The 26,134-nt window shown below is 48.4% G+C and carries 29 protein-coding genes and 1 riboswitch; of the genes, 14 read left to right on the top strand and 15 right to left on the bottom strand.

The annotated features are described in order from the left end of the window. The first annotated feature begins 108 nt into the window (after positions 1-108). Positions 109-396 carry a HesB/YadR/YfhF family protein gene (locus tag GCU39_RS18665; RefSeq protein WP_152394900.1) on the top strand — a complete coding sequence of 96 codons (288 nt, stop codon included), beginning with the start codon at positions 109-111 and terminating at the stop codon, positions 394-396. Positions 397-1,082: 686 nt separating this feature from the next. Here GCU39_RS18665 and GCU39_RS18660 read toward each other — a convergent pair. The 6 genes from GCU39_RS18660 to GCU39_RS18640 all read right to left on the bottom strand — a co-directional run bounded on the left by GCU39_RS18660 (position 1,083) and on the right by GCU39_RS18640 (position 4,021). After that, the gene (locus tag GCU39_RS18660) at positions 1,083-1,556 is read right to left on the bottom strand and encodes a GNAT family N-acetyltransferase (protein WP_152394899.1); all 474 of its coding nucleotides are present in this window, start codon (positions 1,554-1,556) and stop codon (positions 1,083-1,085) included. After that, entirely contained in the window at positions 1,553-1,696 is a 144-nt protein-coding gene (locus GCU39_RS31590) for a hypothetical protein (protein WP_193726544.1), read from the bottom strand. Before GCU39_RS31590 ends, GCU39_RS18660 begins: the two co-directional genes overlap by 4 nt. Before the next feature lie 48 nt (positions 1,697-1,744). Then, positions 1,745-2,359, bottom strand: coding sequence for a bis(5'-nucleosyl)-tetraphosphatase (symmetrical) YqeK (gene yqeK, locus GCU39_RS18655; RefSeq protein WP_152394898.1), 615 nt, complete (start codon positions 2,357-2,359; stop codon positions 1,745-1,747). Between the two features lie 9 nt (positions 2,360-2,368). Beyond that, positions 2,369-2,611, bottom strand: coding sequence for a hypothetical protein (locus GCU39_RS18650; RefSeq protein ID WP_227793260.1), 243 nt, complete (start codon positions 2,609-2,611; stop codon positions 2,369-2,371). A gap of 76 nt (positions 2,612-2,687) precedes the next feature. Next, complete coding sequence (locus GCU39_RS18645) at positions 2,688-3,293, bottom strand: DUF2087 domain-containing protein (RefSeq protein WP_152394896.1); 606 nt, start codon at positions 3,291-3,293, stop codon at positions 2,688-2,690. Between the two features lie 119 nt (positions 3,294-3,412). Next, on the bottom strand, positions 3,413-4,021 hold the full coding sequence (locus tag GCU39_RS18640) for a LysE/ArgO family amino acid transporter (protein WP_152397320.1): 609 nt from the start codon (positions 4,019-4,021) through the stop codon (positions 3,413-3,415). Between the two features lie 135 nt (positions 4,022-4,156). Between GCU39_RS18640 and GCU39_RS18635 the strand changes: the two genes are divergently transcribed. From GCU39_RS18635 to GCU39_RS18620, 4 genes are all read left to right on the top strand, one after another. Continuing rightward, positions 4,157-5,611 carry an aminotransferase-like domain-containing protein gene (locus GCU39_RS18635; RefSeq protein ID WP_152394895.1) on the top strand — a complete coding sequence of 485 codons (1,455 nt, stop codon included), beginning with the start codon at positions 4,157-4,159 and terminating at the stop codon, positions 5,609-5,611. 63 nt (positions 5,612-5,674) lie between these two features. Further along, a complete protein-coding gene (locus GCU39_RS18630) occupies positions 5,675-6,595 on the top strand; it encodes a helix-turn-helix transcriptional regulator (RefSeq protein ID WP_152394894.1) in 921 nt (306 codons plus the stop codon). A 66-nt stretch (positions 6,596-6,661) separates the two neighbouring features. Continuing rightward, the gene (locus tag GCU39_RS18625; RefSeq protein WP_152394893.1) at positions 6,662-6,871 is read left to right on the top strand and encodes a hypothetical protein; all 210 of its coding nucleotides are present in this window, start codon (positions 6,662-6,664) and stop codon (positions 6,869-6,871) included. A 28-nt stretch (positions 6,872-6,899) separates the two neighbouring features. Then, a complete protein-coding gene (locus GCU39_RS18620) occupies positions 6,900-7,406 on the top strand; it encodes a DinB family protein (protein WP_321575587.1) in 507 nt (168 codons plus the stop codon). A gap of 44 nt (positions 7,407-7,450) precedes the next feature. Here the strand turns inward: GCU39_RS18620 and GCU39_RS18615 are convergent, their stop codons facing one another. Continuing rightward, entirely contained in the window at positions 7,451-8,965 is a 1,515-nt protein-coding gene (locus GCU39_RS18615; RefSeq protein ID WP_152394892.1) for an MDR family MFS transporter, read from the bottom strand. A gap of 185 nt (positions 8,966-9,150) precedes the next feature. Here GCU39_RS18615 and GCU39_RS18610 point away from each other — a divergent pair, with 185 nt between their 5' ends. Next, on the top strand, positions 9,151-9,786 hold the full coding sequence (locus tag GCU39_RS18610) for a TetR/AcrR family transcriptional regulator (RefSeq protein WP_193726543.1): 636 nt from the start codon (positions 9,151-9,153) through the stop codon (positions 9,784-9,786). 34 nt (positions 9,787-9,820) lie between these two features. Here the strand turns inward: GCU39_RS18610 and GCU39_RS18605 are convergent, their stop codons facing one another. Beyond that, positions 9,821-10,396, bottom strand: a complete 576-nt coding sequence (locus GCU39_RS18605) for a hypothetical protein (protein WP_152394890.1) — start codon at positions 10,394-10,396, stop codon at positions 9,821-9,823. 123 nt (positions 10,397-10,519) lie between these two features. Continuing rightward, the gene (locus tag GCU39_RS18600; RefSeq protein WP_152394889.1) at positions 10,520-11,566 is read right to left on the bottom strand and encodes a matrixin family metalloprotease; all 1,047 of its coding nucleotides are present in this window, start codon (positions 11,564-11,566) and stop codon (positions 10,520-10,522) included. A gap of 212 nt (positions 11,567-11,778) precedes the next feature. Between GCU39_RS18600 and GCU39_RS18595 the strand changes: the two genes are divergently transcribed. Then, positions 11,779-12,126: a hypothetical protein gene (locus GCU39_RS18595; protein ID WP_193726542.1), complete on the top strand. Its 348-nt coding sequence runs from the start codon at positions 11,779-11,781 to the stop codon at positions 12,124-12,126. A gap of 74 nt (positions 12,127-12,200) precedes the next feature. Here GCU39_RS18595 and htpG read toward each other — a convergent pair whose 3' ends face one another. After that, on the bottom strand, positions 12,201-14,078 hold the full coding sequence (gene htpG, locus GCU39_RS18590) for a molecular chaperone HtpG (protein ID WP_152394887.1): 1,878 nt from the start codon (positions 14,076-14,078) through the stop codon (positions 12,201-12,203). 211 nt (positions 14,079-14,289) lie between these two features. Next, positions 14,290-14,375: riboswitch (ZMP/ZTP riboswitch) on the top strand. A 96-nt stretch (positions 14,376-14,471) separates the two neighbouring features. On the opposite strand from htpG, the gene GCU39_RS18585 reads away from it, so the two are divergent. From GCU39_RS18585 to GCU39_RS18570, 4 genes are all read left to right on the top strand, one after another. Beyond that, positions 14,472-15,323, top strand: coding sequence for a bifunctional 5,10-methylenetetrahydrofolate dehydrogenase/5,10-methenyltetrahydrofolate cyclohydrolase (locus GCU39_RS18585; protein ID WP_152394886.1), 852 nt, complete (start codon positions 14,472-14,474; stop codon positions 15,321-15,323). 2 nt (positions 15,324-15,325) lie between these two features. Further along, complete coding sequence (locus GCU39_RS18580) at positions 15,326-15,961, top strand: cyclodeaminase/cyclohydrolase family protein (protein ID WP_152394885.1); 636 nt, start codon at positions 15,326-15,328, stop codon at positions 15,959-15,961. A 243-nt stretch (positions 15,962-16,204) separates the two neighbouring features. Beyond that, entirely contained in the window at positions 16,205-16,954 is a 750-nt protein-coding gene (locus tag GCU39_RS18575; RefSeq protein ID WP_152394884.1) for a class I SAM-dependent methyltransferase, read from the top strand. Between the two features lie 67 nt (positions 16,955-17,021). After that, complete coding sequence (locus GCU39_RS18570; RefSeq protein WP_152394883.1) at positions 17,022-17,468, top strand: GNAT family N-acetyltransferase; 447 nt, start codon at positions 17,022-17,024, stop codon at positions 17,466-17,468. Positions 17,469-17,473: 5 nt separating this feature from the next. Here the strand turns inward: GCU39_RS18570 and GCU39_RS18565 are convergent, their stop codons facing one another. Next, positions 17,474-18,202, bottom strand: coding sequence for an alpha/beta fold hydrolase (locus GCU39_RS18565; RefSeq protein ID WP_152394882.1), 729 nt, complete (start codon positions 18,200-18,202; stop codon positions 17,474-17,476). 126 nt (positions 18,203-18,328) lie between these two features. Here GCU39_RS18565 and GCU39_RS18560 point away from each other — a divergent pair, with 126 nt between their 5' ends. Beyond that, on the top strand, positions 18,329-19,282 hold the full coding sequence (locus GCU39_RS18560; RefSeq protein WP_152394881.1) for a helix-turn-helix transcriptional regulator: 954 nt from the start codon (positions 18,329-18,331) through the stop codon (positions 19,280-19,282). 41 nt (positions 19,283-19,323) lie between these two features. Here the strand turns inward: GCU39_RS18560 and GCU39_RS18555 are convergent, their stop codons facing one another. Further along, on the bottom strand, positions 19,324-20,601 hold the full coding sequence (locus tag GCU39_RS18555) for a DEAD/DEAH box helicase (protein WP_152394880.1): 1,278 nt from the start codon (positions 20,599-20,601) through the stop codon (positions 19,324-19,326). 289 nt (positions 20,602-20,890) lie between these two features. Between GCU39_RS18555 and GCU39_RS18550 the strand changes: the two genes are divergently transcribed. Then, complete coding sequence (locus tag GCU39_RS18550; RefSeq protein WP_152397318.1) at positions 20,891-21,727, top strand: polysaccharide deacetylase family protein; 837 nt, start codon at positions 20,891-20,893, stop codon at positions 21,725-21,727. A 29-nt stretch (positions 21,728-21,756) separates the two neighbouring features. Next, positions 21,757-22,446: an N-acetylmuramoyl-L-alanine amidase family protein gene (locus GCU39_RS18545; RefSeq protein WP_227793257.1), complete on the top strand. Its 690-nt coding sequence runs from the start codon at positions 21,757-21,759 to the stop codon at positions 22,444-22,446. A 75-nt stretch (positions 22,447-22,521) separates the two neighbouring features. Here GCU39_RS18545 and GCU39_RS18540 read toward each other — a convergent pair whose 3' ends face one another. The 3 genes from GCU39_RS18540 to GCU39_RS18530 form a co-directional block, all read right to left on the bottom strand. After that, positions 22,522-24,108, bottom strand: a complete 1,587-nt coding sequence (locus GCU39_RS18540) for an extracellular solute-binding protein (protein WP_152394879.1) — start codon at positions 24,106-24,108, stop codon at positions 22,522-22,524. A gap of 77 nt (positions 24,109-24,185) precedes the next feature. Continuing rightward, complete coding sequence (locus GCU39_RS18535) at positions 24,186-25,079, bottom strand: carbohydrate ABC transporter permease (RefSeq protein ID WP_152394878.1); 894 nt, start codon at positions 25,077-25,079, stop codon at positions 24,186-24,188. Between the two features lie 24 nt (positions 25,080-25,103). After that, on the bottom strand, positions 25,104-26,027 hold the full coding sequence (locus GCU39_RS18530) for an ABC transporter permease (protein WP_152394877.1): 924 nt from the start codon (positions 26,025-26,027) through the stop codon (positions 25,104-25,106). Positions 26,028-26,134: the final 107 nt, after the last annotated feature.

Genomic DNA, 26,134 nt, shown 5'->3' with positions numbered 1-26,134 from the left:
CGACAATGTGACCAATTCGCACGCTCAAACATTTAACAGGAAGGTAAAGGACGGCCCCGAACATTTGTGATAGAATGAAGTCATAAACGTTGAAAGGGGAGAGTAGCGATGAGAATGATCGTAGAAGCACCTGCAGCTCGTTGGTACAAAAGAGAAATGTCTTTGTCAGATGGCGATAGTTTGAGAATATTCGTGCGAATGGGCGGTTGCGGCAGTGTGGTACCGGGTCTATCACTGGGTGTGATGCAAGATAAACCAGTCAATCCTGCGCTCTCAGAAGTGGTGGAAGGCATCCGGTTCTATATTGAGGATGATAATATGTGGTATCTGGGCCATAAAGAGCTTCACATTGTGTACGATGAGAAGCATGACGATATTTCGCTCGAAGTGGTGTAATTTCGTAAGAAGAAGAAGGATAGCAACTCTGCATACTGCGGAGTCGCTATCCTTTTTTTGTGTGCTTTGGGAGGGGCCCAGCGCCCGAAATAACTGCAAAAAGGCAGTTATTGGGCTCGCGAAGGCGCCCCTGTGCTCGAAATAACTGCAAAAAGGCAGTTATTGAGCCTGCGAAGGCCGCTCAGCACCCGAAATAACTGCAAAAAAGCAGTTATTGAGCCCGTGAAGGCGCTCAGGGCCCGAAATAACTGCAAAAAGGCAGTTATTGAGCCCGCGAAGGCGCTCAGCGCCCGAAATAACTGCAAAAAAGCAGTTATTGAGCCCGTGAAGGCGCTCAGGGCCCGAAATAACTGCAAAAAGGCAGTTATTGAGCCCGCGAAGGCGCTCAGCGCCCGAAATAACTGCCAAAAGGCAGTTATTGGGCCTGCGAAGGCGCTCAGCGCCCGAAATAACTGCAAAAAGGCAGTTATTGAGCACGCGAAGGGGCCAAGGGCCCGAAATAACTGCAAAAAGGCAGTTATTGGGCTCGCGAAGGCGCCCCTGTGCTCGAAATAACTGCAAAAAAGCAGTTATTGAGGCTCGCGAAAGCGCTCAGCGCCCGAAATAACTGCCAAAAGGCAGTTATTGAGGCTCGCGAAGGCGCTCAGCGCCCGAAATAACTGCCAAAAGGCAGTTATTGAGCATCACTATCTGGAGGACCCAAGATCATAACGGTACACGACTTCCCCGTCATACACCTCACCTGTTGCGGTAAATCCATAATTCTCATAGAGCCTACGCGCTCTCGTATTATCAGCATGGGCGGTCAGATTCACCCGCTCGCATTGTGGGTATTGCGCCCGAATATGATCGATCGCCGCTTGCAGTGCGGCTCTGCCGTAGCCCTGGCCTTGTTCCTTCGCATCAATAATGAATCCCGTTACCCAATACGACCATGTGGTCGTATCGTCAACCGCTGTCATGATGAATCCGATTAAGCGGCCTTCATCATTGTACAGGTTGTACGGCGCATACTGATATTGTTCCCCGTCGGGCCGGATATGTACCTTAGCTAAGGATACAACCACAGATGCGACGAAAGGGGACTGCTCTTCCTGAACTTGCAATTGCATAGCTTCTTGCCAGTTGTCCCGCGTGGTCGGGGATAAGCGAACATTCATTGGTCTTCATCCTTCTTCAATTTTTCGTTGATTTCGTCTACTGTTTGCTGCAGAACTGCCAATCGCTTGATCGTTGCATATTGATTCCCGAGAATAGCCACGATGACGACGACAATTAAAATAAGGATTAATTCATTCATGCGAAGCACACCTTCCCTTTATCAGCATGTAAATGTGTTTCCGATCCATTATTCCATCTGTGCACGTAATTCGTAGTAGGCGTCTCGAAGCCACGGGTGGACGACGCGCAGTTTCTCTTTTTGTCTCCATAAGTAGTTGATATATTCGTACGTAGCATGATCTAACGACTTATCCAGCTGCTGCATGATCTGATTCAAGTAAGGCGGGCTGCCAGCTTGGTCCCACTCGATTTTATCGGCAACGAACAGAACTTTATCTAACAATGTAGCGTCCTGACGCAGCGTAGTATGGCAGCCCACCGCGTCCAGAATGTCTTGATCGTGAATATGAAATAGATCGCTCGCCATTTCCCTGGAAATTTTCTGATGAATAATCAGCGGGAAGCTCTCTTCTTCAGGCAGAATATCGATGCCGAGCGAACGAGCCACTTCAATCCTCACATCGTTCGCATAGACAGCGCTAATATCGTGCAAATAGCCGGCGATTTCGGCAGACATGGCATTGACCTGGTACAGCTCGGCTACTCGCTTTGCTTCGCGTCCGACACGGATACTATGTTCCGCAGTCTTCGGACAGCCATTCAACCTTAGGAATTGAACGATATCCTTCCTGAGATCCCCGGTTAAAGGCTCGAGTTTTAACGGATGATAGGCAGCATGCATGAGGCACCTCTATTTCTTCTGTGATTTTAGTTTCGTTACGAAGTACAAGAGTCCATGTATGATGACATAAATAATCGCAACATCTAGCAAGAAGTAGAGTAGATCAATTCGGATTCCGCGTAGGAACCAACGATGACCTTCGACGATTTCGTTGTGATATTGGGTAACGAACCGGAATGGGAATCCGAACTCCGTTCGCGCCGCACCGACGGTTACGTGATGGCCTGGGAAGATGAGGATCGTCAGTAACACAATCCAGGCAGAGAGATTCAGTATTCGAAGATGAATGTTCATGAGCTCACCTTGACCTTTCTATCACGAGAGCAGACTACGATAAATTCTCCCACCGAGCCCACATCTCAGCGGGGTTCAGTTCGTAAATTTCATGCTCCCGGAACATGAACTGGTGCATAATAAATTCTCTGCGGATGGTCGCAAAGTCTTCATGGAACGTCCTAATAAAGGCATTGATCTCTGGCTCCGTATATTTCTTTCCTTTATCCAGCTTCGATACCATATACTCCAAGACGATTAATTTCTTCTTCAATTGACCCGGTAAATGCTTCAATCGGCCATCTGCGGTGAAGAAGTTCCGAATGACGGCATCTCGTGTTTTTGCTTGTTGTTCATCCAGCATGTCAGATTCTCCTTTGGTATTCGTTCTGCGATAGATGAGCGCTTCAGTCGCACTCGCGCTGTTCTTAATAAAATAATTGTTCAGTGTAAAAAAGATCGTGTTCTTATCCCGGCGTTCATTGATCAGGCTGGCTTCACGCAGCTTGCTGGCATGATGCGTAATGGTTGCGGGGGTCACGCCAAGCTTCTCAGCAAGAACTTGCCCGTTCAGTTCTCCGTCAGCGAGCAAGATGAGGATCTTAATTCGTGTCGGGTCGGCTAGCGCTTTGTGATATTGAACGACTTTATCTAATTGCATGGAAAGCGAATCCATCCCTTCAATTGAATTTAATAATTATCTAATTAGATATTCTTTAAAGTAGATGATAAAGGAAAAGGAATTTACTGTCAACAGCAAATTCCATCTTGTAGCACGCTTTACCACAAATAGATCATCAGCAGCGCCGAACCCCATATGATGCATGCGGATATACGGTTCAGAACGGGAATGAATCGACCAGACGAGCTTAAGGAGCCAACGAATCTTCCAGCAAGCGCAAGCGCAAAGAACCATGCCCAAGAGACGAGGATGCAGGAGAGGGCGAAAATCCACTTCTCCGTACCTGAATAATTGAGCGAACTAGTCCCAATGACGCCTATCGTATCCATCAAGGCATGCGGATTGAGCAGCGAGACGGAGAGGGCATACGTGATTTGCCTGCGGGCGGAATAAGATTCTGCCGGGTTCCCTTGCCCACTCGTCGGTTGGCTTCGCCATGTCACATATCCCATATAGAGCAGGAAGAGAACACCTGCGAATAGTAGTATACTTTTGATTAGCGGAACACTTAGAATGAGAACAGAGACGCCGAGAATGGCGAGCGTTAATAAGAGGGTGTCGCATAATGCGGCGGTGATCACGACGGGTAAAGCTTGCCTGAACTTAGGCTGCAGCGCCCCTTGATTGAAGACAAATACATTCTGTACCCCGAGTGGTAAAATGAGACCCAATGCGAGTAGAAATCCATGAGCAAAGGAAGCAAACAACGAATAACACATCCATTCTGAGTTGATATATGAACCATTCTAATGGAGGAGTCCAAGTGGTGTCTCCATCCAAATGGTTGAGAGCAAACCCAACCAAGTTTGTAAGTGTTGTCTTATGAAGGAAGTGAAGTGGCAATGAATTACGATACGGATTGGAAGCCTGTCCGAGGCAACGGCATGCCGCTCTATCGGCAAATTGCAGAGTATATCCGGGGTAAAATTGCGTTAGGCGAATGGACCGTTGGGAGCCGTATTCCGACGGAACGAGCACTCGCGAAGCGCCTCGGCGTCAATCGCAGTACGGTTGTGAGCGCCTACGCCGAGCTTGCGGCCGAAGGTCTCTTGAAAGGGAACAGCGGCAGAGGAACGGTCGTCGTGAACAACACTTGGAGCCTCATGGCATCAGCTTCGCCACCGGATTGGGAGCAATATATGAACGCGGGGATTCATCATCCTAATCTGCCGACGATACAGGAGATTAATCACGCCGAATTTATCCCTGGCATCATACGACTTGGAACAGGGGAACCTTCACCTGATTTCTTTCCTCAGGAGATGATGGGACAAGTTCTGCGGACGCTCCCGGATCTGATGACAGACCTTGGTTATGCCGAGCCGAGAGGACTATTCGAGCTGCGCGTACAGATCAGCCGCTATGTACAACAGTACGGCATAGAGGCGTCGCCCTCCTCGATTATGGTCGTCTCCGGCGCGCTTCAAGCACTGCAGCTCATCGCAATGGGTTTACTATCGAGAGGATCGGCGGTGCTAACGGAGAGCCCGTCCTACCTACACTCCCTGCATGTGTTCCAGTCCGCGGGAATGGAGCTCGCTTCGCTGCCGCTCGATCGGGAAGGCGTCAGGCTGGATTCGATTAGACACTATACCGAAGCGGGTCGCGGCTCCATCCTCTATACGATCCCAAGCTTTCATAACCCGACGGGCCGCGTGATGGCGGAACGCCGAAGGGAGATGCTGTACGATCTGTGCCTGAAGCGGCAGCTGCCGATCATTGAGGATGATGTGTACCGCGATCTGTGGCTCGATGCCACATCGCCGCCGCCGCTCAAGTCGCGGGACCACAGCGGGATGGTGCTCTATCTGGGCAGTATGTCGAAGACGCTCAGCCCGGGGCTGCGGATCGGCTGGGTCATCGGCCCGGAAGCGGTGATCCATCGCTTAGCCGATCTGAAGATGCAGATGGATTACGGGGCGAGTTCCTTGTCTCAATGGGCGGTGACGGCATGGTTGCAGAGCGGATTGTACGCGGAGCATCTTGAGCAGGTGCGATCCGAGCTGTATGAACGACGGGCTCATATGCTGCGGCTGCTAACGGCGCATCTATCCGATGTGGCATCTTGGGAAGTGCCAGCAGGCGGATTCTATATTTGGCTGCGCATCACGATTGATTTTTCCATGAAAGCGTTGTTCGACAAGGCCTTAGCGCTAGGGGTGCTGCTGAATCCCGGCCATCTGTATGACCGAGCGGATGCACAGCATATTCGCTTATCCTATGCTTACGCTTCCCCGGCGCAGATGGAGAAGGGGATCCGAATTATAGCGAATATATTGAAACAGGCGAATGAATAGGAATACCACGGAATGGATGGGATTGGTATAATATAACAGAACAAAACTGATTGGGGGACCTTCATGAAGTTAGAACGTTTAATCTCCATGATCTACATGCTGCTGAGTCATGAGGTTGTCTCGGCGACAGCCTTAGCGGAGAAATATAACGTCTCCCAACGAACGATTTATCGGGACATCGAGACGATTTGCGCGGCGGGGATTCCTGTGGTGTCCTACCAAGGCGTGAATGGCGGTTATGGCATTATCGATGAATACAAAATGGATCGGAGTCTGTTAGGCTCATATGACGTCGGCACCCTGATCACGATCTTGAACAGTATGTCGACCGTATTCTCGGATGACCGTGCCCAAGAGACCATTCACAAGCTGCAGACCATCCAGAACGATCAGAAGTCGCCTAGCGTCACGATGGATATTAGCAGTTGGCCGTATCGTGAGACGTTGCAACTGTTACGGACGGCGATTACGGAGCATCGCGTTGTTCGGTTCGAGTACGTCAGTGCAAAGAATGAACGGGTGAGCCGTGTTGTGGAGCCGGTTCAACTCATGTACAAATACCGGACTTGGTATATCTACGGTTATTGTCGCTTGCGCAATGACTATCGGGAGTTCAAGGTGACCCGCATGGACGAGTTGCGGATGATGACGGAGCATTTCAAGCCCCATCAAGAGCCCACGAATTCGGATGATGAGCAGAACTCGCAAGGAGCGTCTGACCAGGAGCAAGTCGCGGTGAAACTGCACGTGAAGGTGGATGGGCTTGCGCGAGCGTTGGATCAATTCTACGATGATGAGCGTACGTTCTTGGAGGATGGTTCTCTGCTTATTACGGTCCGTCTGAGCGATGGTTCGGGCCTCAATTGGCTATTACCGATGATCTTAAGCTTCGGTGACAAGATTCGCGTCGTCGAGCCGCCGGAGATTCAGTTGCAAGTAAAAGAAATGTTGGAAAAAATGTTGCACAGTTATCAGGAACTATGACAATGTGTTGTCAGACTTTCTAGCTTATGATGCGTCTATAACGTAAAAGACGAGGGAGTTATAGACATGACGCATCAAATAATGGAGTTGTACGATTACCACGTATGGGCGAATACGATGAAAAAAAACCGATTTATTGATCAACCGCATACAACGCACCAGCATGCGAATGCGCATGATCACGTTCCGATTCGTTCGGTTGCCGCACGTGCTGCGGAACCGGCGACGATGATCTGGCAGCGTCGATGGGAAGGCGGACTTGTACAGTGGATGTAAGGAATCCTAAGTAAAGAGGAGCGTGTTAATGATGACACACCATGCGATTGAAATGTTCGAATTCCATGTGTGGGCGAATCGAACGATGATCCAGCGATTGAAGGAAATTCCACGTGATGTCTACATCAAAGAAGTACAGAGCTCATTCTCATCGATCTCCAAGGCGATGCCGCATATATATCTCACTGATTACAATTGGCTGGGCATCCTTCAAGGAAAGGATATGAAGGAATCGAGTATCGAGGCTCTGGCAATGACGGAGCAGATTGAAGCGATGACGCTAGGGGAGCTGGAAGCCGAATTCGAAGCGTTATCGGAACGCTATCGGACATTTCTCAATACCTGCGAAGATCTGAATCAGACCTTCGTTCTCGATAATCCGTATACTCGCGTGAAAGATGTGAGTTACGGGGAAGTGATCATGCAGGTGGTCAATCATGGCACCTATCACCGCGGCAATATCTCTACGATGCTGCGTGATCAAGGCCTTCCATCGGTCATGACGGAATATGCATTGTATTGGTATGAGAAGTAATACGCAGAGGGAGTCGCGGCGATGCTGCGGCTCCCTTGTTCGATTCATGAACGCTTCGTGGGCTGAATCATGCGAGCTCTTCCGAAGAGGCAGCTGGCCATGAGCGCAAGACCAATAAAGAAGACGGCGACGATAAAAATATCATGCAGCGCCAGACTGAATACGCGCTGCAAATGGAGTAAAGCGTCTTGCTGCAGACTTGAACGGATATGTTGATCGAGCAGCGTCTGCGGATTGGTAAGCTGCGTTAACACAACATCTGTCGTGGCCGGAAGCTCTCGCTGCAGGTTGACTAGACCTGCATTCATTCGGTTCGTCAGCATGCTGCCGAGAATACTGACACCCATGGTCCCGCCGATGGAACGGAAAAATTGAGAGGATGAGGTCGCGACCCCGCGATCGTTCCAACCGACGGCTCCAGCTGCTGCAGTACCGATCGTCGGATAGATCGCCCCCATGCCAAGACCCGTTATGATCATGTAGACAAGTACTGTCGTAATAGATGTCTGCACATCCATGCTCGACAATAAACAAAACCCTATCAGCATGGTGATGAGGCTGCCGATAAGAATCGTCCGGTAGGAGAATCGCTGCATCAGTTTCCCGCTCAGGGTCGAGGTGACAACCGTGGATAGCATCAAAGGCGTTAGGATGTAACCTGCGATAGCGGGACTCACGCCGATCACCCCTTGCACGTATAGCGGGATATAGGCAATCGCGCCGAACATGGCAGCACTCATGAAGAAGCCAATGATATTTCCGAACGATATAGCGCGGATCCGGAACAAATGAAGCGGGATGATCGGTTCCTCAGCCCGAGATTCGATGAAGATAAAGGCACCGAGCAGGAGGGCACCAATCGCGAATAACGTGATGATATAATTGCTTGCTTGTTGGGTGGAATCTCCTAATACGAGTCCTAGGAGTATGGTTAGGATTGCGCTGGTCAATGTCAGCGCGCCTAGCCAGTCGATCGAACGTCTCCCTTCCCCCGTCTGGTTATCCGACAATCCGGTTCGAATAAAGAATATCCCCGCGATTCCAAGCGGAAGGTTAATAAAGAAGATCCATCTCCAGTGGACGTAATCTACCAAGATACCGCCGAGCGTCGGGCCAAAAATGCTGGAGATCGCAAATACTGTTCCGAAGAGTCCCATGAATTTCCCCCGCCGCTCCGGAGGGAAGATATCTGCTGCGATGGTCATAGACAGCGGCATTAAAGCACCAGCACCTAAGCCTTGAACGCCGCGATACAACACGAGTTCCAGCATCGTGGTTGCAATACCGCACAATAAGGAGCCCACGAGGAAAATCGTAAGTCCGATCAGATACATGTGACGTCGACCGAATAGATCCGCAAGTTTCCCATAGATGGGCATTGTCGTTGTTGATGCTAGCATATAGACCGCAAACACCCAACTATACAGGTGTAAGCCGCCGAGGTCTTGCGCGATGGTCGGCATGGCGGTGGATACAATCGTCTGGTCGATGGAAGCAAGAACCAAACCGAATAATAATCCGGTCGTAATGCGTGTCGTGTTCTGTCTCGTCAAAGACATGCGTAGAAGCACCTTCCTTCTTTCTTAGTTATTCAACACTATGTTGCAAATGCGATGCTGTGTTGCTTATAATAAAACGCATCATGCGGATGTGCAACCGACAAAGATGGAGAATATGTTGCATAGGCAACAGGAGCAATTCTAACGTTGCAAAATAAACAGAAATGAGACAGGAGAAGGCCAACATGTCGCTTGACCCTAAACAGATGGACCCGCGTATCAAACGAACGCTTCTCGTCATTCGAGACGCAATGATCGGGTTAATGCATGAGAAGGGATTTGAGCATGTCACGGTTCGAGATATCACACAGCGTGCAGAGATTAATCGCGCGACCTTTTATCGCCATTACGTGGATAAATACGAATTGCTCGATAAGATTGTTGAGGATCGCATGACGGAATTCACCACTGCGATCTCGCTGCCTTCGGACTTTACATTTGAAGACTTATCTCTGGATCCGGAGACTCCGCCAAGTTCTTTCATCTGCTTGTTCGAACACATTGCTCAGCATGCTATGTTCTATCGCTTAATGTTAAGTGACAAAGGCATCCCAGGCTTTGCCGGACGGATGGAGCAGATTATTCGGGAATCCTTCTATCATCGGCTACAGCTGGCTGAACGCGATACGCTTGCAGTTAAGACACCGATGGAGCTGGTCGCCCGCTATGCAACTTCAGCCCACTTGGGGCTCATGACCTATTGGCTCGAAGCGGGGATGCCATATACCCCGGCCTTTATGGCGCTGCAGCTCAAGCGGCTGCATATGCTAGGTCCGACACAGGTCGTGACGAATACATCACAAACAAAGAGCAGTCCCTAGAATTATTCTAGGAACTGCTCTTTGTTCGAAGCGGTTATTTTGCACGGTTATATGATTCACGAAGCAAGCTCTTCGTTGCAATATTTAGAAAGGTATCGCCGGTTTTCACATAGATACTATCATCTTCATTGATTGGTCGATACACACCATCGCTAATGCGCCGAAGGAAGAGAACGACTTCTTGATTCTCGGTTAGTAAGGTTGTTGCGGATGAGACCACATGGAGTTTACCGAATGTTCCTCCCATCTGCGAGACGATGATCGCGTCGTCGTATATAGGCATGTCGTCTGTTTTGATGACATCTAATACGATGACTTGTGTATTGGTATGGTACGTCGATAAGTTGCCTTCGACATAAGGACTGTTGACCCGATGGGCTGCTTTCCCGCGAATGACGAGGTCTGCAGCAGCTTCCAGCTCGGTTTCATCACGATAGAAGACAGACCACGAGGGTTCCAGGGTGAGAGTCTCCATTTCTTGAATAATGGACGACGTAGACGCCTCGGAGGATGTGGATTGAGGGATATGCTGTTGCACAGGGACGATTTCATTGCGAAATGAACAAGCTGTGAGGAATAAAACGCCTAAGATTAAGATCATTTTCTTCATTTTTCCATCCCCTCCGCCCCTATAGACGGGTTGCACGGTTATAATGTTTCACTTGGGAGAGAGTGGGCAGATACAATAAAACGATCCCTCTATTAGAGAGAGGGATCGTCTATTTCGATCAGCTTATTGCTCGGAATCGGATAAACTGGAGAATTGAAGGGACTTTGCGTTCGAGATATTCTGAAAGGTCTCGCCGCCTCCGACATAGATGCCGTCATCTTGGTTAATCGGACGATACGTGCCGTCGCCATTGTCACGAAGGAACAAGACAACTTCTTGCGCTTGGCTCAGCAGGGTCGAGCCATCCGCGTAGACTTTCAGATTCCCGAAGGTACCGCCCATTTGTGTGATGGTAATCGAGCTGCCTTCTTGCGCATCATCGCCCTTCACGACATCCTGAACATCGATTTGACTTAACGTTGCATAGGACGTAGCATCGGTTTGTCGGAAGAAGCTCTGACCGGACGCAGCGACGGTCCCACGGACGACAAGATCCGCTGCTCTCGTCAGTTCTTCTTCGTTCGCATAGTAGACAGCCCATGAAGGGTGCATGTGGATTACTTCTTCTCCTTCAGCGGCTGCTTCTTGTTCTGGTGTGTTGTTCATGAGGAGGGCCGGATATAATCCGTTCACAACGGAAATATCGGATGAAGCCGGAGAGAGAGGTCTGTTGAGTACACCTTTGTCTGTGAAGGTATAGGGATTCATGATCGATGTCGTCTCGACGACGGATGTATGGTTGAGTCCCAAGGAATGGCCGATTTCATGCGCTGCAACGCCTGCCTTGATGCTGCTCGTATATTTGGATTGATTCGTGAAATAGGTGTTTAGATTCACGGTTGCTTTGGTGATCTTGCCGCTGATCGTGCTGTAAGATGCGTTGCCGTCCCAATCGACATTGGCATTATTGACATCGGTCGCATAGTAGGTTGTGTCTACGCCTAGTTTGGCGGTGACTTGGAAATTTGAGGCGCTCTTCCATTTGGAAGCGCCACTGGACCAAGCGGATAGATCTGCGCTGCTGGATACGTTCAACGTCTGTGTGCGGCTGGGCCATTTCCCGAACGAGGTTGGTGCTGCGAATACAGGTGTGCTGCCGAGCAATAAGGTAAGACTGGTCGCTACGGCCACGGCCATGGTGCCCAGTCTTTGTTGTTTGTTTCTCATCATAAAGCCTCCTATAATGTTAATAAATGACAAATATATGATTCTGCGCAAATCTACAAAAACCTTCTTTCTATGAAAATATTTTCCTATATATGACAAAATAGTGGAATATAATATGATTTAAATTTGGATGTCATATTATAAAATTTCCATATATTGAAACATTATTGACGTAAGAGACGTTAGAAGAGTGAGGTGATTCGCTCTTGAAAATAATGATGTTATTACTAGCCCTGTTCCTATTAACGAGCTGCTCAGCGGGTCAGATCAGCGAGAAAACTGAGATAACCCAGATCGATTCTTCCATAGCTTCGATTTCTGCGCCCAGTGTGAAATGGAATGATCGGATTTATCATGAAACTCAAGAAGAAGTGACGGACATTGGGGAAGAAATCGGTGTAATTGAAACGCAATCGACGGATGAGATAATGGAAACACCGAATAATCACGCGACGTCCTATTCGCCAGGAACGAAGTTGTTCGCCATCCAAGGCATTGACACTTCGGAAGCGATAGCGATACAAGCAGGGGAGAAGACTTACTATAAAGCGGTCGCGAAATGAAACGATAAGTCAGCGTAGATATAGAAAAGGCAGCTCCCATCATGGTGGGAACTGCCTTTTGTGTTACTTGGTTCTTAGACCATGACCTTACAAATATCGTTCGTGAAGGCAACCGGATCTTGGATCGGCAAGCCTTCAATAAGTAGGGCTTGATGGTACAAGAGATTTACGTACAAGTTCAGCTTCTCTTGGTCAGATGCGTGAGCATCTTTGAGCGACTGGAACACCTCATGGTTGACGTTGATTTCGAGTACTTTGTCGGCCTTCACATCTTGGCTGTTCGGCATCGCGCTTAAGATTTTCTCCATCTCAATCGTTAGCTCGCCTTCCGTGGAAAGGCAGACCGGATGGCTCTTTAAGCGTTTGGAAGCTTTAACGTTCTTCACTTTGCCGGCCAAAATTGTCTTCATCTGATCGAACAGCGCTTGGTTCTCTTGCTCTTCCGCTTCCGCAGCCTTGTCATTCGCGTCTGCTTCGATGCCAAGATCGCCGCTGGACACGGATTTGAATTCCTTCTCTTTGTAGTTCATGATCATCTTGATCGCGAACTCGTCGATATCATCGGTCAGGTACAAGATTTCGTAGCCTTTGTCCGCGACAAGCTCCGTCTGAGGAAGCTTCTCGATCCGCTCAACCGAATCGCCTGCTGCATAGTAAATGTACTTCTGCTCTTCCGGCATGCGCGAAATGTATTCATCGAGCGTCACCATCTTCTTCTGGGTGGAAGAGTAGAACATCAGCAAGTCTTGCAGCGTTTCTTTGTTCATGCCGTAGTCGCTATATACGCCGTACTTGAGCTGTCTTCCGAAGGCTTTGAAGAATTGCTCATATTTCTCGCGCTCATCCTTAAGAAGACTTGCTAGAGCGCTCTTAATTTTGTTCTTAATATTTTTGGCGATCAAGCTCAGCTGACGATCATGCTGCAGCATCTCGCGGGAAATGTTGAGGGAGAGATCCTCCGAATCAACCAGTCCTTTGACGAAGCTGAAGTAGTCTGGCAGCAGGTCTGCGCATTTATTCATGATTAACACGCCGTTCGAGTAGAGCTCAAGACCTTTCTCATATTCCTTCGTGTAATAATCAAATGGCGTATTCTCAGGAATGTAGAGAATCGCGTTGTACACGACCGCGCCGTCTGCGCTGATATGCAAGTGCTTCAGCGGTTTGTCGAAGCCGTAACGCTTCTCATTGTAGAAGTTCTCGTAATCTTCGGCTGTCAGTTCGTTCTTATTTTTGCGCCAGATTGGCACCATGCTGTTCACGGTCTGCTCTTCTTGATAGTCTTCCAGTTCTTCGCTGCCTTCAACCGGACGCTTCCCATGCACATCCATCTTAATCGGATAACGGATGAAATCGGAATATTTCTTGATGATCGATTTGAGGCGGTATTCCTCCAAATATTCATCATAGGAATCTTCTTCGGTATTCGGCTTGATATGGAGCACGATTTCTGTACCTACAGTCGCTTTCTCGGACGGCTCAATCGTGTAGCCGTCTGCACCCGACGATGCCCAGACATACGCTTCGTCGCTGCCGAAGGCTCTGCTGTATACTCTCACTTCGTCTGCGACCATGAAGGCCGAATAGAAGCCGACGCCGAATTGGCCGATAATGTTGTGGCCGTCTTTCGCTTCGTTCTCCTTCTTGAAAGCGAGCGAGCCGCTCTTCGCGATGACGCCGAGATTGTTCTCAAGGTCTTCCTTCGTCATCCCAATCCCTGTATCGGTGATCGTTAATGTACGAGCCTCTTTGTTCGCCGTCACTTTAATGAAGTAGTTGTCTTTATCGAAGACAAGGCTATCGTTGCTTAGCGCCATATAGTACATTTTATCGATCGCATCACTCGCGTTCGAGATAAGCTCGCGCAGGAAAATTTCACGCTGCGTATAGATGGAATTAATCATCATTTCAAGTAATCGTTTGGATTCGGCTTGGAATTGCTTCTTCGTCATGAATAAATCTCCTCTCAAGGTTAAAGGTCAGATATGTGTCGCTGCTCTAATTATGTCATACGTCTACACTGTGATTAGCACTCTGAATCATTGAGTGCTAATTCTTATTTTTATATACCATATTCCAAAATTGGGTGTCAATAGCGCAGGGCACGTCGGAGCAGACAATTCGTGGGTGCATCTTCTGGCCATCTCTGCTACAATACATACAAAAGCGGGATGTGACTGGCGAAATTGAGTGGAATGAACCACGAGGAAGCCTCCCGATCTAACGATCCGTTCGCCTGGGGAAAAGTATTTGCAGAAGAATCGCGACATGCGAGTCTGCTGTGAATGCTTTTTTTTGTTTTCATACGACAATGTATGAATTATCTCAAGAAGGAGGTTGTCGATGTGACAACAATCATGAAGGCGAAGGAAGCGGCGGATCTCGTGTATGAGAACGTGAAGCTGCAGGTGGATGGGTGGAAGGACGAGGGATATGAGCCTCGCCTGGCTGTCATCTTAGTGGAAGGAGACCCGGCATCCGCCTATTATGCGCAGTCCAAACAGAAGATTGCACAGCGGCTTGGGATTACCTACGATCTCTATACGTATCCGGTGGAGGTGCGCGAAGAGGAGATCATACAGCAGGTTGCGCGACTGAATGAGGATGCCGGCGTGCACGGCATTATGCTGGAGTTACCGCTACCGAAGCATCTATCTGCGTCAACCATCGTGAATGCGATCGCTCCTTGGAAAGACATCGATGGGGTCACCCCGAGCAATCAGCGGGCGACCATTACAGGAGAAGCGGGACTCTATCCGGCGACACCTCAGGCATGCATCCAGCTCCTGAAGCATTACGGTTATACGCTGGAAGGGAAAAACGTGACCTTGATCGGCCGTGGACAGACGGTAGGGCTCCCATTATTCCATCTGCTTCAGCATGAACAAGCGACGGTGACGGTCTGCCATTCGAGAACAAAGGATCTCGCGATGCATCTAGGCCATGCAGACATTGCGATTGCTGCCGTAGGACGTGCGCATATGATTCAGCCGAATATGGTGCATGAGCGCCTCGTGATGGTCGACGCTGGCATTAATGAGACGGTGGACGGCAAAATTGTTGGAGATATATCGCCGGAGGTAGCTACACAGGTGCAAGCCATATCTCCTGTACCAGGTGGGGTTGGGACGCTCACGACAGCGATTCTCTATCAGAATCTGACGAAGGCGATTCGCCTACAGAAGGGGGTACAGTAATCATGCGTACGAATCTATGGGATCAATCGATTCGGACTTTTGTCGAGCAAGCCGGGAGCGCTCGTCCGACACCAGGGGGAGGCAGTGTGGCTGCGCTTGTCGCGGCCTTGGGCGCTTCGATGACATCGATGGTCGGCAATCTGTCGTTAGGCGAGAAATATGCAGCCTATCAAGAGCAAATGCTAGAGGCATTAGACCGGATGAACAAACTCACGGCAATTTATGAGCAACTGCTCGCGCAGGATATTGATTGCTTCGAGCAGTATATGGCGGCGCTGAAACTGCCGCGGAACACGGAAGAGGAGCGGGCAGCGCGTACTGCGGCGATGGAACAAGCGACAATTCAGGCGATCGATGTCCCGCTTCGTCTGATCGAGGCGTGTCTTGCAGGAATACGCCATGCGAAAGGGATCGTTGATTGCTGCAACCCATATGTGCTATCGGATCTTGGTATTAGTGCGATTTTGCTTGAGGCTGCTGCATCGTCGGCGCTGCTAACGGCACAGATCAATCTGGTGTCGCTGAAGGATGCGTCGTTAAAACAGCAGTATCATGATTCCATCGCGCGATTGATGACGGATATCGATCGGCTGAAGCAGGAGACGATGGGAACGGTACGAACCCGTATGGGCGTGTAACGACCGCTGCGTTCTTGAAAATACCGGAGAAATCCGAGTATACTTGAAGTATTCTTCCAAATTGAGGTGAACGGAACATGGCATTCCAAATGATGCGAGGTAGATAGTCTCCGGGCTGGGTAACACGCGTGCCAGCTATCAAGGGGGTCGTATGCCCTTTTGCGTAACGGAGAATATCTATGAGATCACTTGGCAGGCTTTTTTCGTTTGACGATGAATCATTTTGGAAGGTGGAATAAAACAATGAATGAACGCGAATATCGACAATTTTACGATCAGGTGGGTGCATTGAACGGCTGGGATTTCAGCAGCATGCAGATGGTATCGGAAGGGGACTCATGTGACCTCTACCTAGAGGTAACGAAGGTCTGCCGGAAGACGGATCTCCTCTTGGATATTGGAACCGGCGGGGGAGAAGCGCTACTATCGATGGCTGATACGGTACAGCTGGCGATTGGCATCGATTGCTCATCCGGCATGATGGAAACCGCGACGCGAAATCTGAGACGGGCGGGAGCAACCAATGTGTGCTTCTACCAAATGGATGCAGAGCGACTCGTTTTCCCAGATGGCATGTTCAATATCGTCTCTTGCAGACACTCGGCTTTTGACACACATGAAGTTGCTAGAGTCCTTGCGGATGATGGCTACTTCTTCACACAGCAGGTCAGCGAGCATGACAAATGGAATGTGAAGCAGGCGTTCGGAAGAGGTCAAGCCTGGGGAATCGCACAGGGCACCTTGCTGCGCCAATCTGTGCAAGCTTTAGAGGGAGCAGGCATGAAGGATATTCAAGTCTATGAATATGATACGGACGAATATTATGCATCCGTTCAGGATCTCCTATTCCTGCTCATGCATACGCCGATCATTCCGAACTTCGGACAGGATGAGCGAGACCATGCGCTGTTGAAGCAGTTCGTCGAGGCGAATCAATGCGATCGCGGGATTCGGACGAATGCCGCCCGCTTCATGATTGTCGCACGTAAATAATCATTTCCACGATCCTCGTTATCCGGTTGGTAACGAGGATTTTTATACATTGTAAAGGAGATAAGCGATGAATATCCGACAAGCTGTAGTAGAAGATTGCCAACATATCAGTCACCTTGCATATCGCTCCAAAGCGTATTGGGGCTATTCCGAAGACTTCCTGGCAAAATGTAAAGACGACCTGACGGTTACCGCGCCATATTTGGAACAATATATCGTGTATGTCTTGGAGCAGCATGATGAGATTGTTGCGTTCTATAGCTTCTCTGTGCAAGAGAAGAAGCTGGATGCGCTATTTGTTGACCCAGCCTATATCGGTCAAGGATGCGGCCAGCGGTTATGGGCCGATCTACTAAGCCGCGTGAAGGCGATGAATGTGACGGCGTTTACGATAGACAGCGATCCTTATGCCGAAGCCTTCTATATCAAAATGGGAGCGAAACGAATCGGGGAGATCGCCTCTACCGTATTCCCCGATCGGAAGCTTCCTTTGATGCATGTCGATGTACGATAGCCCGATTAGATGGCTTCTCTTAGAAATTGGACTAGGACGTAACGCAAACCTTGCGGATTGCTTAGCATTGGAAGATGGCCGCAGTCTATCGTCCGGACATGCTCTGGCTGCAGATTGGCGATCATCTTCTGCTGCATGGAGGAACCGAACTCTTTATCCTTGCTTAATTGTACATATAGTTTCGGCACAGGCGGCGGTATAACGTCGATCGGATCGGTATAGACCCGGATGGATTCGGGTGCGAAGTTCTCAATTACCTGGGTTGTTTGTTCTTCCGACAGATCATGGCATAACCCGCTGCGAATGACTGACACTGGCGGCTTGGTGCCGAGCTTGCGTATGATGAGCGACATCAGGATACGCTTCGGAAACGGCAGCACCGAGAGGAAGGATCCGCCTTTCCGCGGGATGGCAGCACCAACTGCAACGAAACCAGCTAGACGATCAGGTAAGGCATTTGCAACCTCAAGCGCAGGAATGCCGCCGAGCGAATGTGCCACGAGGACAATCTTCCGAACGCTCCACGCATCGATCTGCTGCCGAATATGGCGGACATAGTCGGCCAGCGCGAGATCTTTGCGCAAGTCTTCGGACACATCCCGCATTGGAAAATCGATGAACAAGGATGGATATTCGAAATCTGCCGCGACCTCTTGCCAAATGCTTCGATTTAAACCCGCACCATGTATAAATACGACGCCAACCTGTTCTTGTTTTTGCTCCAATGGTTTCATTTGTCATTCGCTCCTTATCGTCAACGTGGACGGATTTGATAGCCCCATCATAATGCATAAATAAGACAAATCTTGTCTTATTATCATGGTATACTGAAAAAAATCCATAAAAGGGGTGGGCCCTCTTTGTTGAAATCGCAACGGCTGATTCAGTTAATTATGATGATCAATGCGAAGAAATCTTTTACCGTTCAGGAACTGGCTGATGAATTCGGGTTATCGACACGTACGATCACACGCGATTTACAGGAGCTGAGTGAGCTTGGGGTCCCGATCTACTCCGTTCAGGGCCGAGGGGGAGGGTATCGATTGCTGCAGGAGCGAATGCTGCCCGCGATCTCTTTCTCGGAGCATGAAGCGGTTGCGATGTTCATTGCATGTCAATCTCTGCAGCGCTTGGGGGCGCTGCCATTCGAAGCAGAGGCTGAATCGGCGCTGCATAAGTTCTATCATTATCTTCCTTCGGATGTGAGGGAGCAGGTGGACCGCATGAAGGGGAAGGTGGCGGTCTGGAGTCCGAAGCGCAGCAACATGTCTTCCGCGTATCTGCGTACGCTGCTGCAGGCGGTCATGCAGCAGTCCGTCGTGACAATCGAATACCGTCATATGAAAGGTGTCGAGTCTCGAGATATTCAACCGATCGGTCTCTACGCGAGCCAAGGCTATTGGTATTGTCCTGCGTTTTGCTTCCGGTATGCGCAGGTTAGATTGTTCAGAGCGGACCGGATCGTGAGCGCCGCGTTGAACGCATCGATCCCTTACCGGGAAGAGGTAGGGCGGTGGGATCTGTGGAGCACGCCGGAACAAGAACATAAAGCGTACGTCACAATGACCGTCGCGTTGACGGATAGAGGCGCGCATGAGCTGGAATCCGATGAGTATTTCGGTGCCGCGATCGTACAGCATGCGGATGGGAGTCGCAGCACTTCGATCCAAGTGCCCACCGAGAATCTGGCATTCTATGTTGACTGGATCTGGCGGCTTGGGGAGCATGCGCGCATCGTGGAGCCGCAGGAAGCGGTGAAGTACGTTCGGGACAAAATGGATGCGATACGAGCGCAATACGATGGATATGAATAAGGAGCACCTCATAATACAGTGAGGTGCTCCTTACGTTTGTTCTATACGGTTCGTTGCCCGGCATGCTGCTTGCCGCGTCTAGCTTGCGAATGTGGCCGAGGTTTAGCGGACTGTGCATGGGTAGCAGGTCGCGGTGCTTTCCCAGCCTGCCCTGCTTGTGGGGTAGGAGTTGGCACAAAGCTTCCGATCGGATAAGGATGCTCCTTCACCTCAGGGATTTGCTTCTTAATTAACTTCTCAATATCCTTCAAGTATGGAAATTCCTCTTCTTCGCAGAAGGAAATGGCGATCCCGCTCATGCCTGCCCGTCCTGTGCGTCCGATCCGGTGAACATAGGTCTCAGGAATATTCGGCAGATCGATGTTAATGACATGAGAGAGCTCTTCGATATCAATTCCTCGCGCAGCGATGTCGGTCGCGACGAGGATACGTGTTGCACCGCTCTTGAAATTCGAGAGCGCGGATTGACGCGCGTTCTGCGATTTATCGCCATGAATGGCTTGCGCGGTAATATCCGCTTTCTTCAATTCGCGTACCATGCGGTCTGCACCATGTTTGGTCCGTGTAAAGACCAGTGCGGAACCAATGGAAGGATCCTGAAGCAGGTGCTTTAAGAGATGCCGTTTATTGCCTTTATCTACTTTATAGACGGTTTGCTTGATGCGGTCGACCGTTGAAGATACAGGTGTAATCTCGACTTTGACGGGATTTACGAGAATAGATTTGACCAGCTTCGTTATCTCCGGCGGCATGGTCGCAGAGAAGAAGAGCGTCTGTTTTTCTTGAGGAAGCTTGCTAAGGATGCGCTTCACATCATGAATAAAGCCCATATCCAGCATCCGGTCGGCTTCGTCTAATACAAGTACTTGGACATCATGTAGATGAATGCATTTCTGATTCAGCAGATCGATGAGCCTTCCAGGCGTTGCGATCAGAATATCCGTCCCTTGGCTTAGTGCTCGTTCCTGCACACGCTGAGAGACGCCGCCAACGATAGCCGTACAGCGCAAGTCCGTAAATTGACTATACGCGGCGATATTGTCCGCGATTTGGATCGCGAGTTCGCGTGTCGGCGATAAGATGAGAGCACGAATGGGGCGTATGGCCCCGGATTTGCGTGGCTGCTTCAATAATCGCTCAATGATCGGGAGCGAGAAGGCAGCGGTCTTCCCTGTTCCTGTCTGTGCGCAGCCCAGCAGATCTCGACCGGCGAGCACAGCAGGGATGGCTTGTTCCTGTATCGGTGTTGGCGTTGTATAGTTCTCTTTTGCCAAAGCTTGTAATATAGCGGGATTTAATTGTAAGTCGTTAAAAGTCATATTGTCTCCTTCATATGGAACGCGTGATTTACGTCATTTACGTCATAACATATAAGGATAGCACAAAAATCGGTGAAAGTCGCTTGACTTCGAGTAAACTCTGAACAAACAAATATAGATACGGAGTAACCATTTTTCTTGACGTGATTTTAGCGTCTTAGAAAAATGGTTATTTTTGTTACAAAAAAAGACTAAACAATTAATTCTTTATTTTATATTAATGGCATCTGAATCTTATCTTTATTTCAATCTAGTAATCTATCTTCTGTGAGAGGAGATGGATTGCATGATGACACCACGAAGTAACTTTAGTCTTCGACATGAAACAAGATCGATGAGATCGAAAAGAACGAGATTTATCATTCTGGTTTCAACGTTTCTAATCGTTTTGGCTACAACTATTTTTTTGATATCTCAATCTAGAACGACATTTACACCTGAAGAGATAATCGAACCACAAAATAGAGTACCCGTGGATATGAGTAAAAAAGGGGATCGTGAAGCGGAAAACCAAGGGAAAGTCGTTTATTTAACGTTTGACGACGGTCCAAGTAAATTAACAGCTAAATTACTAGACTTATTGAAAGAGCATGACATCAAGGCAACTTTTTTTATGCAAGGAAGTCAATTGCAGCGTACGCAACTCCAAAATGATGTGAGACGAGCGGTACAAGAAGGACATTATGTTGGGGCGCACAGCATGACGCATCAATATAAAAAACTATATCAAGAAAAACAATTTGTTCCTGAAATGCATGAAACACTGTCTCTCATCCATGACATTACAGGTGAAAAACCTCATTTGGTGAGACCGCCGTATGGATCGGTACCAGGTTTAGCCAGCAAACAAATTCGAGACCAAATCGCAGAAGCTGGGATCAAATTATGGGATTGGACGATTGATTCAAATGATTGGAGGCTTAAGGATCAGCCTAATGAAATTGTCGAAAACATCAAGAGAGGCACAAAATCGAATCTAGAAGTCGTACTCATGCATGAGAAACCTCAAACATTAGAAGCGCTTCCGGACATCATCAACTTTTACAAACAGGAAGGGTACAAATTCGCTGTATATGATGAGTCTGAGCATGTCCAAATGAATTTCCTGAAGGATGATCGATTGTAGATGATAGATATAGAAGAGAGGAATTGTTGATGAAAAATAAAGGAATTACCATTTTGTTGGGAGTATTATCCTTGATGATCTATATAATCTATGTCATGGGAGCTAATTATATTAGCAATGCAGATGATAGTTTAAGTAGCAAGAGTAAAAGTACGACCAAACCAGGTTTCAAAATCGTGATTGATCCTGGACATGGGGGACAAGATCCCGGGGCGAAAGGTACCAGCGGTCAATATGAAAAAGACTTTACGTTGCAGCTAGCACGAAAGGTGAAAGAACTTGCAGAGAAAGAAACACAGTTACAGATCTATTTGACAAGGACAGATGATCGCACGATTTCTTCGATTGATAGAGAAAGACCTAAATTTGCTAATCACCTTGACGCTGATTTATTTATATCGATTCATGGTAACACGTATACAGACCCGAGTGTTTTCGGAACAGAAACATTCTATTATCGTGAGGAATCCCTCCCTTTTGCGAGGATTATGCATAAAAATCTAGTAAATGCGACCGGATCAAAGGATCGGGGTATAAAAAAGGAAGCCTTTTTCGTTGTGAAAGAAACAGAGATGCCTGCAGTTTTGTTGGAGGTAGGTTATTTAACAAATCCAAATGAAGAGCTAAAAATGTGGAAGGATGATTATCAATATCGCGTGGCCTCCTCCATTATCGAAGGCATTAAAGAATATCTTAATGCAAGTGTTGGACAGGATTGACATAAAGAAAGCTGTCGAGACTTTCTCGACAGCCTGACAGAGCAAGTCCTGAGGACTTGCTCTTTTGTGGGGTTATTATTGGCCGATGTCATCCAAATATTTCAGCCATTGCTTCGTGTACTCTTCTTGGATTTTGTCCAGTCCCGCTTGTTTGGCCTTCTCCATGAACAATTTCAATCCGCCCTCCACATCCTCGACCAGTCCGACGTTCAGTGGATACAGATACTGCTTCTCGACTTGCTCTACAGCTGCTTTCTCTGCTTGATACGGCGACCAATCTTCAGGGAATCCTTGGAAAATATCCGGTTTTGCGATTTTATCGAATTCACTGAACATCGTTAGTACAGCATCGAAGCTCTTGTCGAACAGCATAAACTCCGGATTTCGCCATGCCCAGCCTTGCATGCCTTCTCTTGGGAACCCATTCGATTGCGCATCGCCGAGCATTTTGTAATATTTTCCGTCTTCGACTTCGAAGTTCTTGCCTTCGATGCCGTATTGCGTCAACCAATTGTAGCGTTTGTCCGTTACCATCTTCTCGTAGAACGCTAGTGCGCGCTCTGGATGTTTACTGGTGCGCGGGATCGCAAAGCCATTGTGAATCGGATGAACAGGTTGTGCGAACCCTTTGGCATTCGGGTAAGGAAAGTAACCTAATTCCCAATCCGGATGAAGCGATTTGATCTTGATTACGGAATCATTGTATCGATTCGGGTTCTCGCTTCCGAGAATGGCTGCAGCCTTGCCGTTCGCGAACACATCGTGACCGCTGTCTTTAATGTTCAGCACGTTTTTCGGCCAATACCCTTTGTCAGCCCACGTTTTATACATCTTCAAATCGGCAAGATGCTGCGGCGAACCCCAGTAGGAAGTCACATCCCTTGGTTTGTCATACATAATATTTAGACCGTATGGAACGGTATTGCTGCTGTTCACCGTCTTGGTCGTTAATTGGCGGACCGAACTGGTATGATACCCTTGGTTATCGGCTAACGGCAGTAAATTCGGCTCGTTTTTACGGATCCCATCCAAATATTGCTCTAACGTTTCAATCGATTCCGGTTTCGGCAAATTGTATTTCTTGCGCAGATCTTCGCGGTAAGCAATCCCTTCGGTAACATACTCTTTCCAGGTCGCCGGTACGGTATAGATTTTTTTATCGATTTTGACCGCTTCCCACATATCCTTCGGTACGAATTCATTTAACTTCGGCGCAGCCTTCGGCAGCAGCTCGTCTAACGGAAGGAAAGCACCCTTCTTCGCGTAGGATTGATATTCGGTCCAGTCTGCGGTGAAGATCAGATCAATCGGTTGCCCGGAGGATAAGAGCAGCTTGTATTTCTGAGACCAATCCGTCCAGGTGGTAAAATTGAATTTAACGGTTGCGTTCAGGTCAGCCAGCGCCAGCTTGTTGATTTCCTCTTGAATGGTCGGCAGATCCTTCGGCGCTTCCCCAAGCATATAGAATTGCAATTCAACTTTTTCCGATGTATCGATTCCGTTTGCTGTTGTGGTTGTTGTGCTGTTGTCGCCGTTGTCCTTCGTCTGCGATTTGTCGACCGATGGCTTCTCGGCTTCTGTCTTCGTGCCCCCGCACCCTGCCAGCATACTTGCAGTGAGCAGTGTTACGGTGCATAACGTTAATAGTCTACGCTTTCCCATTCGGATTCCCCCTACACTAGATTAATATATGTCAGCCGCTGGTAAACAACAATAGCCTTGTTACCTTCGGAACCAACCTAGCCTTTGACTGCGCCTACCGTTAAGCCTTTGACAAAATACCGTTGTATGAACGGGTACAGGAACACAATCGGTCCTGTGACGACGATGGCCATCGCCATTTTCGTTGATTCCGTCGGAATTTCCTGAGCGAGCGTTACCCCTGTCCCTGACGACATCTGCGATACGAACAGCATCGTATTGATCATGTTGTACAAGTAGTATTGCAGCTGGTATTTGCTGCTATCGTTGATGAATAGTGAAGATAGGAACCAGTCGTTCCAGTACGATAGCGCCAGGAACAAGCCGACGGTTGCGATACCTGGCATCGAAAGCTTAAGCACAATGCTGTAGTAGATTCGGAAGTCGTTCGCGCCGTCGATTTTGGCTGAGTCGAATAATTCATCCGGCACGGCCGATTTAATGAAGTTTTTCATCAAAATGATCAGGAACGGTGTCATTAATCCTGGCAGAATCAGCACCGCATACGTGTCGCCCAAGTTGAAGTAATTGGTGATCATGATATACCACGGGACAAGCCCGCCACCGAACAATGTGGTGAAATAGATGAAGAAGGAGAACTTGTTGCGGTATTTGAAATCTTTGCGCTGCAGAACATAGCCCGCCATCGTGATCAGGAAGAGTCCTGTCACCGTTCCGACGACTGTGACGAAGATCGTCACACTGTAGGCCTTGATGAGCTGGTCCGGGAACGTAAATACCATGTTATATCCCTCTAAAGAGAACACTTGCGGAATCAAATGAAATCCGTCACGGATGATGGATTCATTCGATGTCAGCGAACCTGATATCATCAGCAGAAATGGAAACAGGCAAGCGAGCGAAAGGAAAGAGATGATGACATACGAAATGATTTTGAACGATAACGACATGCCGGCTTGATTATCTTTCATGGTCTCAACTCCTCGAAGTTCTAATTAGAATAGCGCGTAATCTTCGTTGATTTTGCGGATGATGGCGTTCACGGTCATAATGAGCACGAACCCAAACAAGGATTGGTACAATCCTGCAGCGGTCGCCATGCCGATATCGAAATTCACTTTGAGCGAGCGGTAGACATACGTATCAATAATGTCGGTGACATTGTAGAGCAGCCCGTTGTTGCCGACGAGTTGATAGAATAAGTCGAACTGACCTTTCATAATGCTGCCCAGCGCAAATAACAGGAGAACGACGAAGGTCGGCTTCAGCATAGGAACGGTGATGTGCCAGATCCGCTGGAGGATGTTCGCGCCGTCGATTTTAGCAGCTTCGTAATATTCGTCGCTAATGCCCATGATGGAAGCCAGATAGATGACCATACTGTATCCGAGGTTTTTCCAGATATAGAATAGGGTGATCAGGATCGGCCATAGCCACGGCGTATTATAGATATCCACCGCTGCCAATCCCATGGATTTCAATAGTTGATTAACGAATCCCGACTCGAAGTTGAACATGTTATAGGCGAGTACGCTGAGTAAGACGAAGGACATGAAGTAGGGTAAGAACATGATTGATTGGGTCAATTTTTTAAATAACTTTCCTCGGATCTCACTGATCAGGATGGCTATGGCAATTGACAGCGCATTGCCGATGACGATGAACACGAGGTTGTAGCCAATCGTATTGAGTGTTAGTTTCCATAAGATGCCGGATTGATATAGAAATTTGAAATTATCCAGTCCGACGAAGGGACTCCCGAACAACCCGCCTGCAAAATCGTAACTCGTAAAGGCGTAATAGATCCCGACCATCGGGAAATAAGAGTTAATTAAGAAAAAAAGGACGGTCGGAATGAGCATGGCGAACATGATTTTATTTTTGTTCAACTCGAATAAAAAGCCTCTCTTCTTTAACATGCCTGGTATGGCCTCCCCCAAATGAAGTACAATGCGATGTTCACAGTGTAGAGGGAATGAACACGGCAAATATACTGCAACCTGCTGCAAACACTGACCAAACGGCA

The organism is Paenibacillus guangzhouensis (genome assembly GCF_009363075.1).
In the GTDB taxonomy this organism is placed as follows: Bacteria; Bacillota; Bacilli; order Paenibacillales; family Paenibacillaceae; genus Paenibacillus_K; species Paenibacillus_K guangzhouensis.
This window is presented reverse-complemented; position numbering and strand designations above follow the sequence as displayed.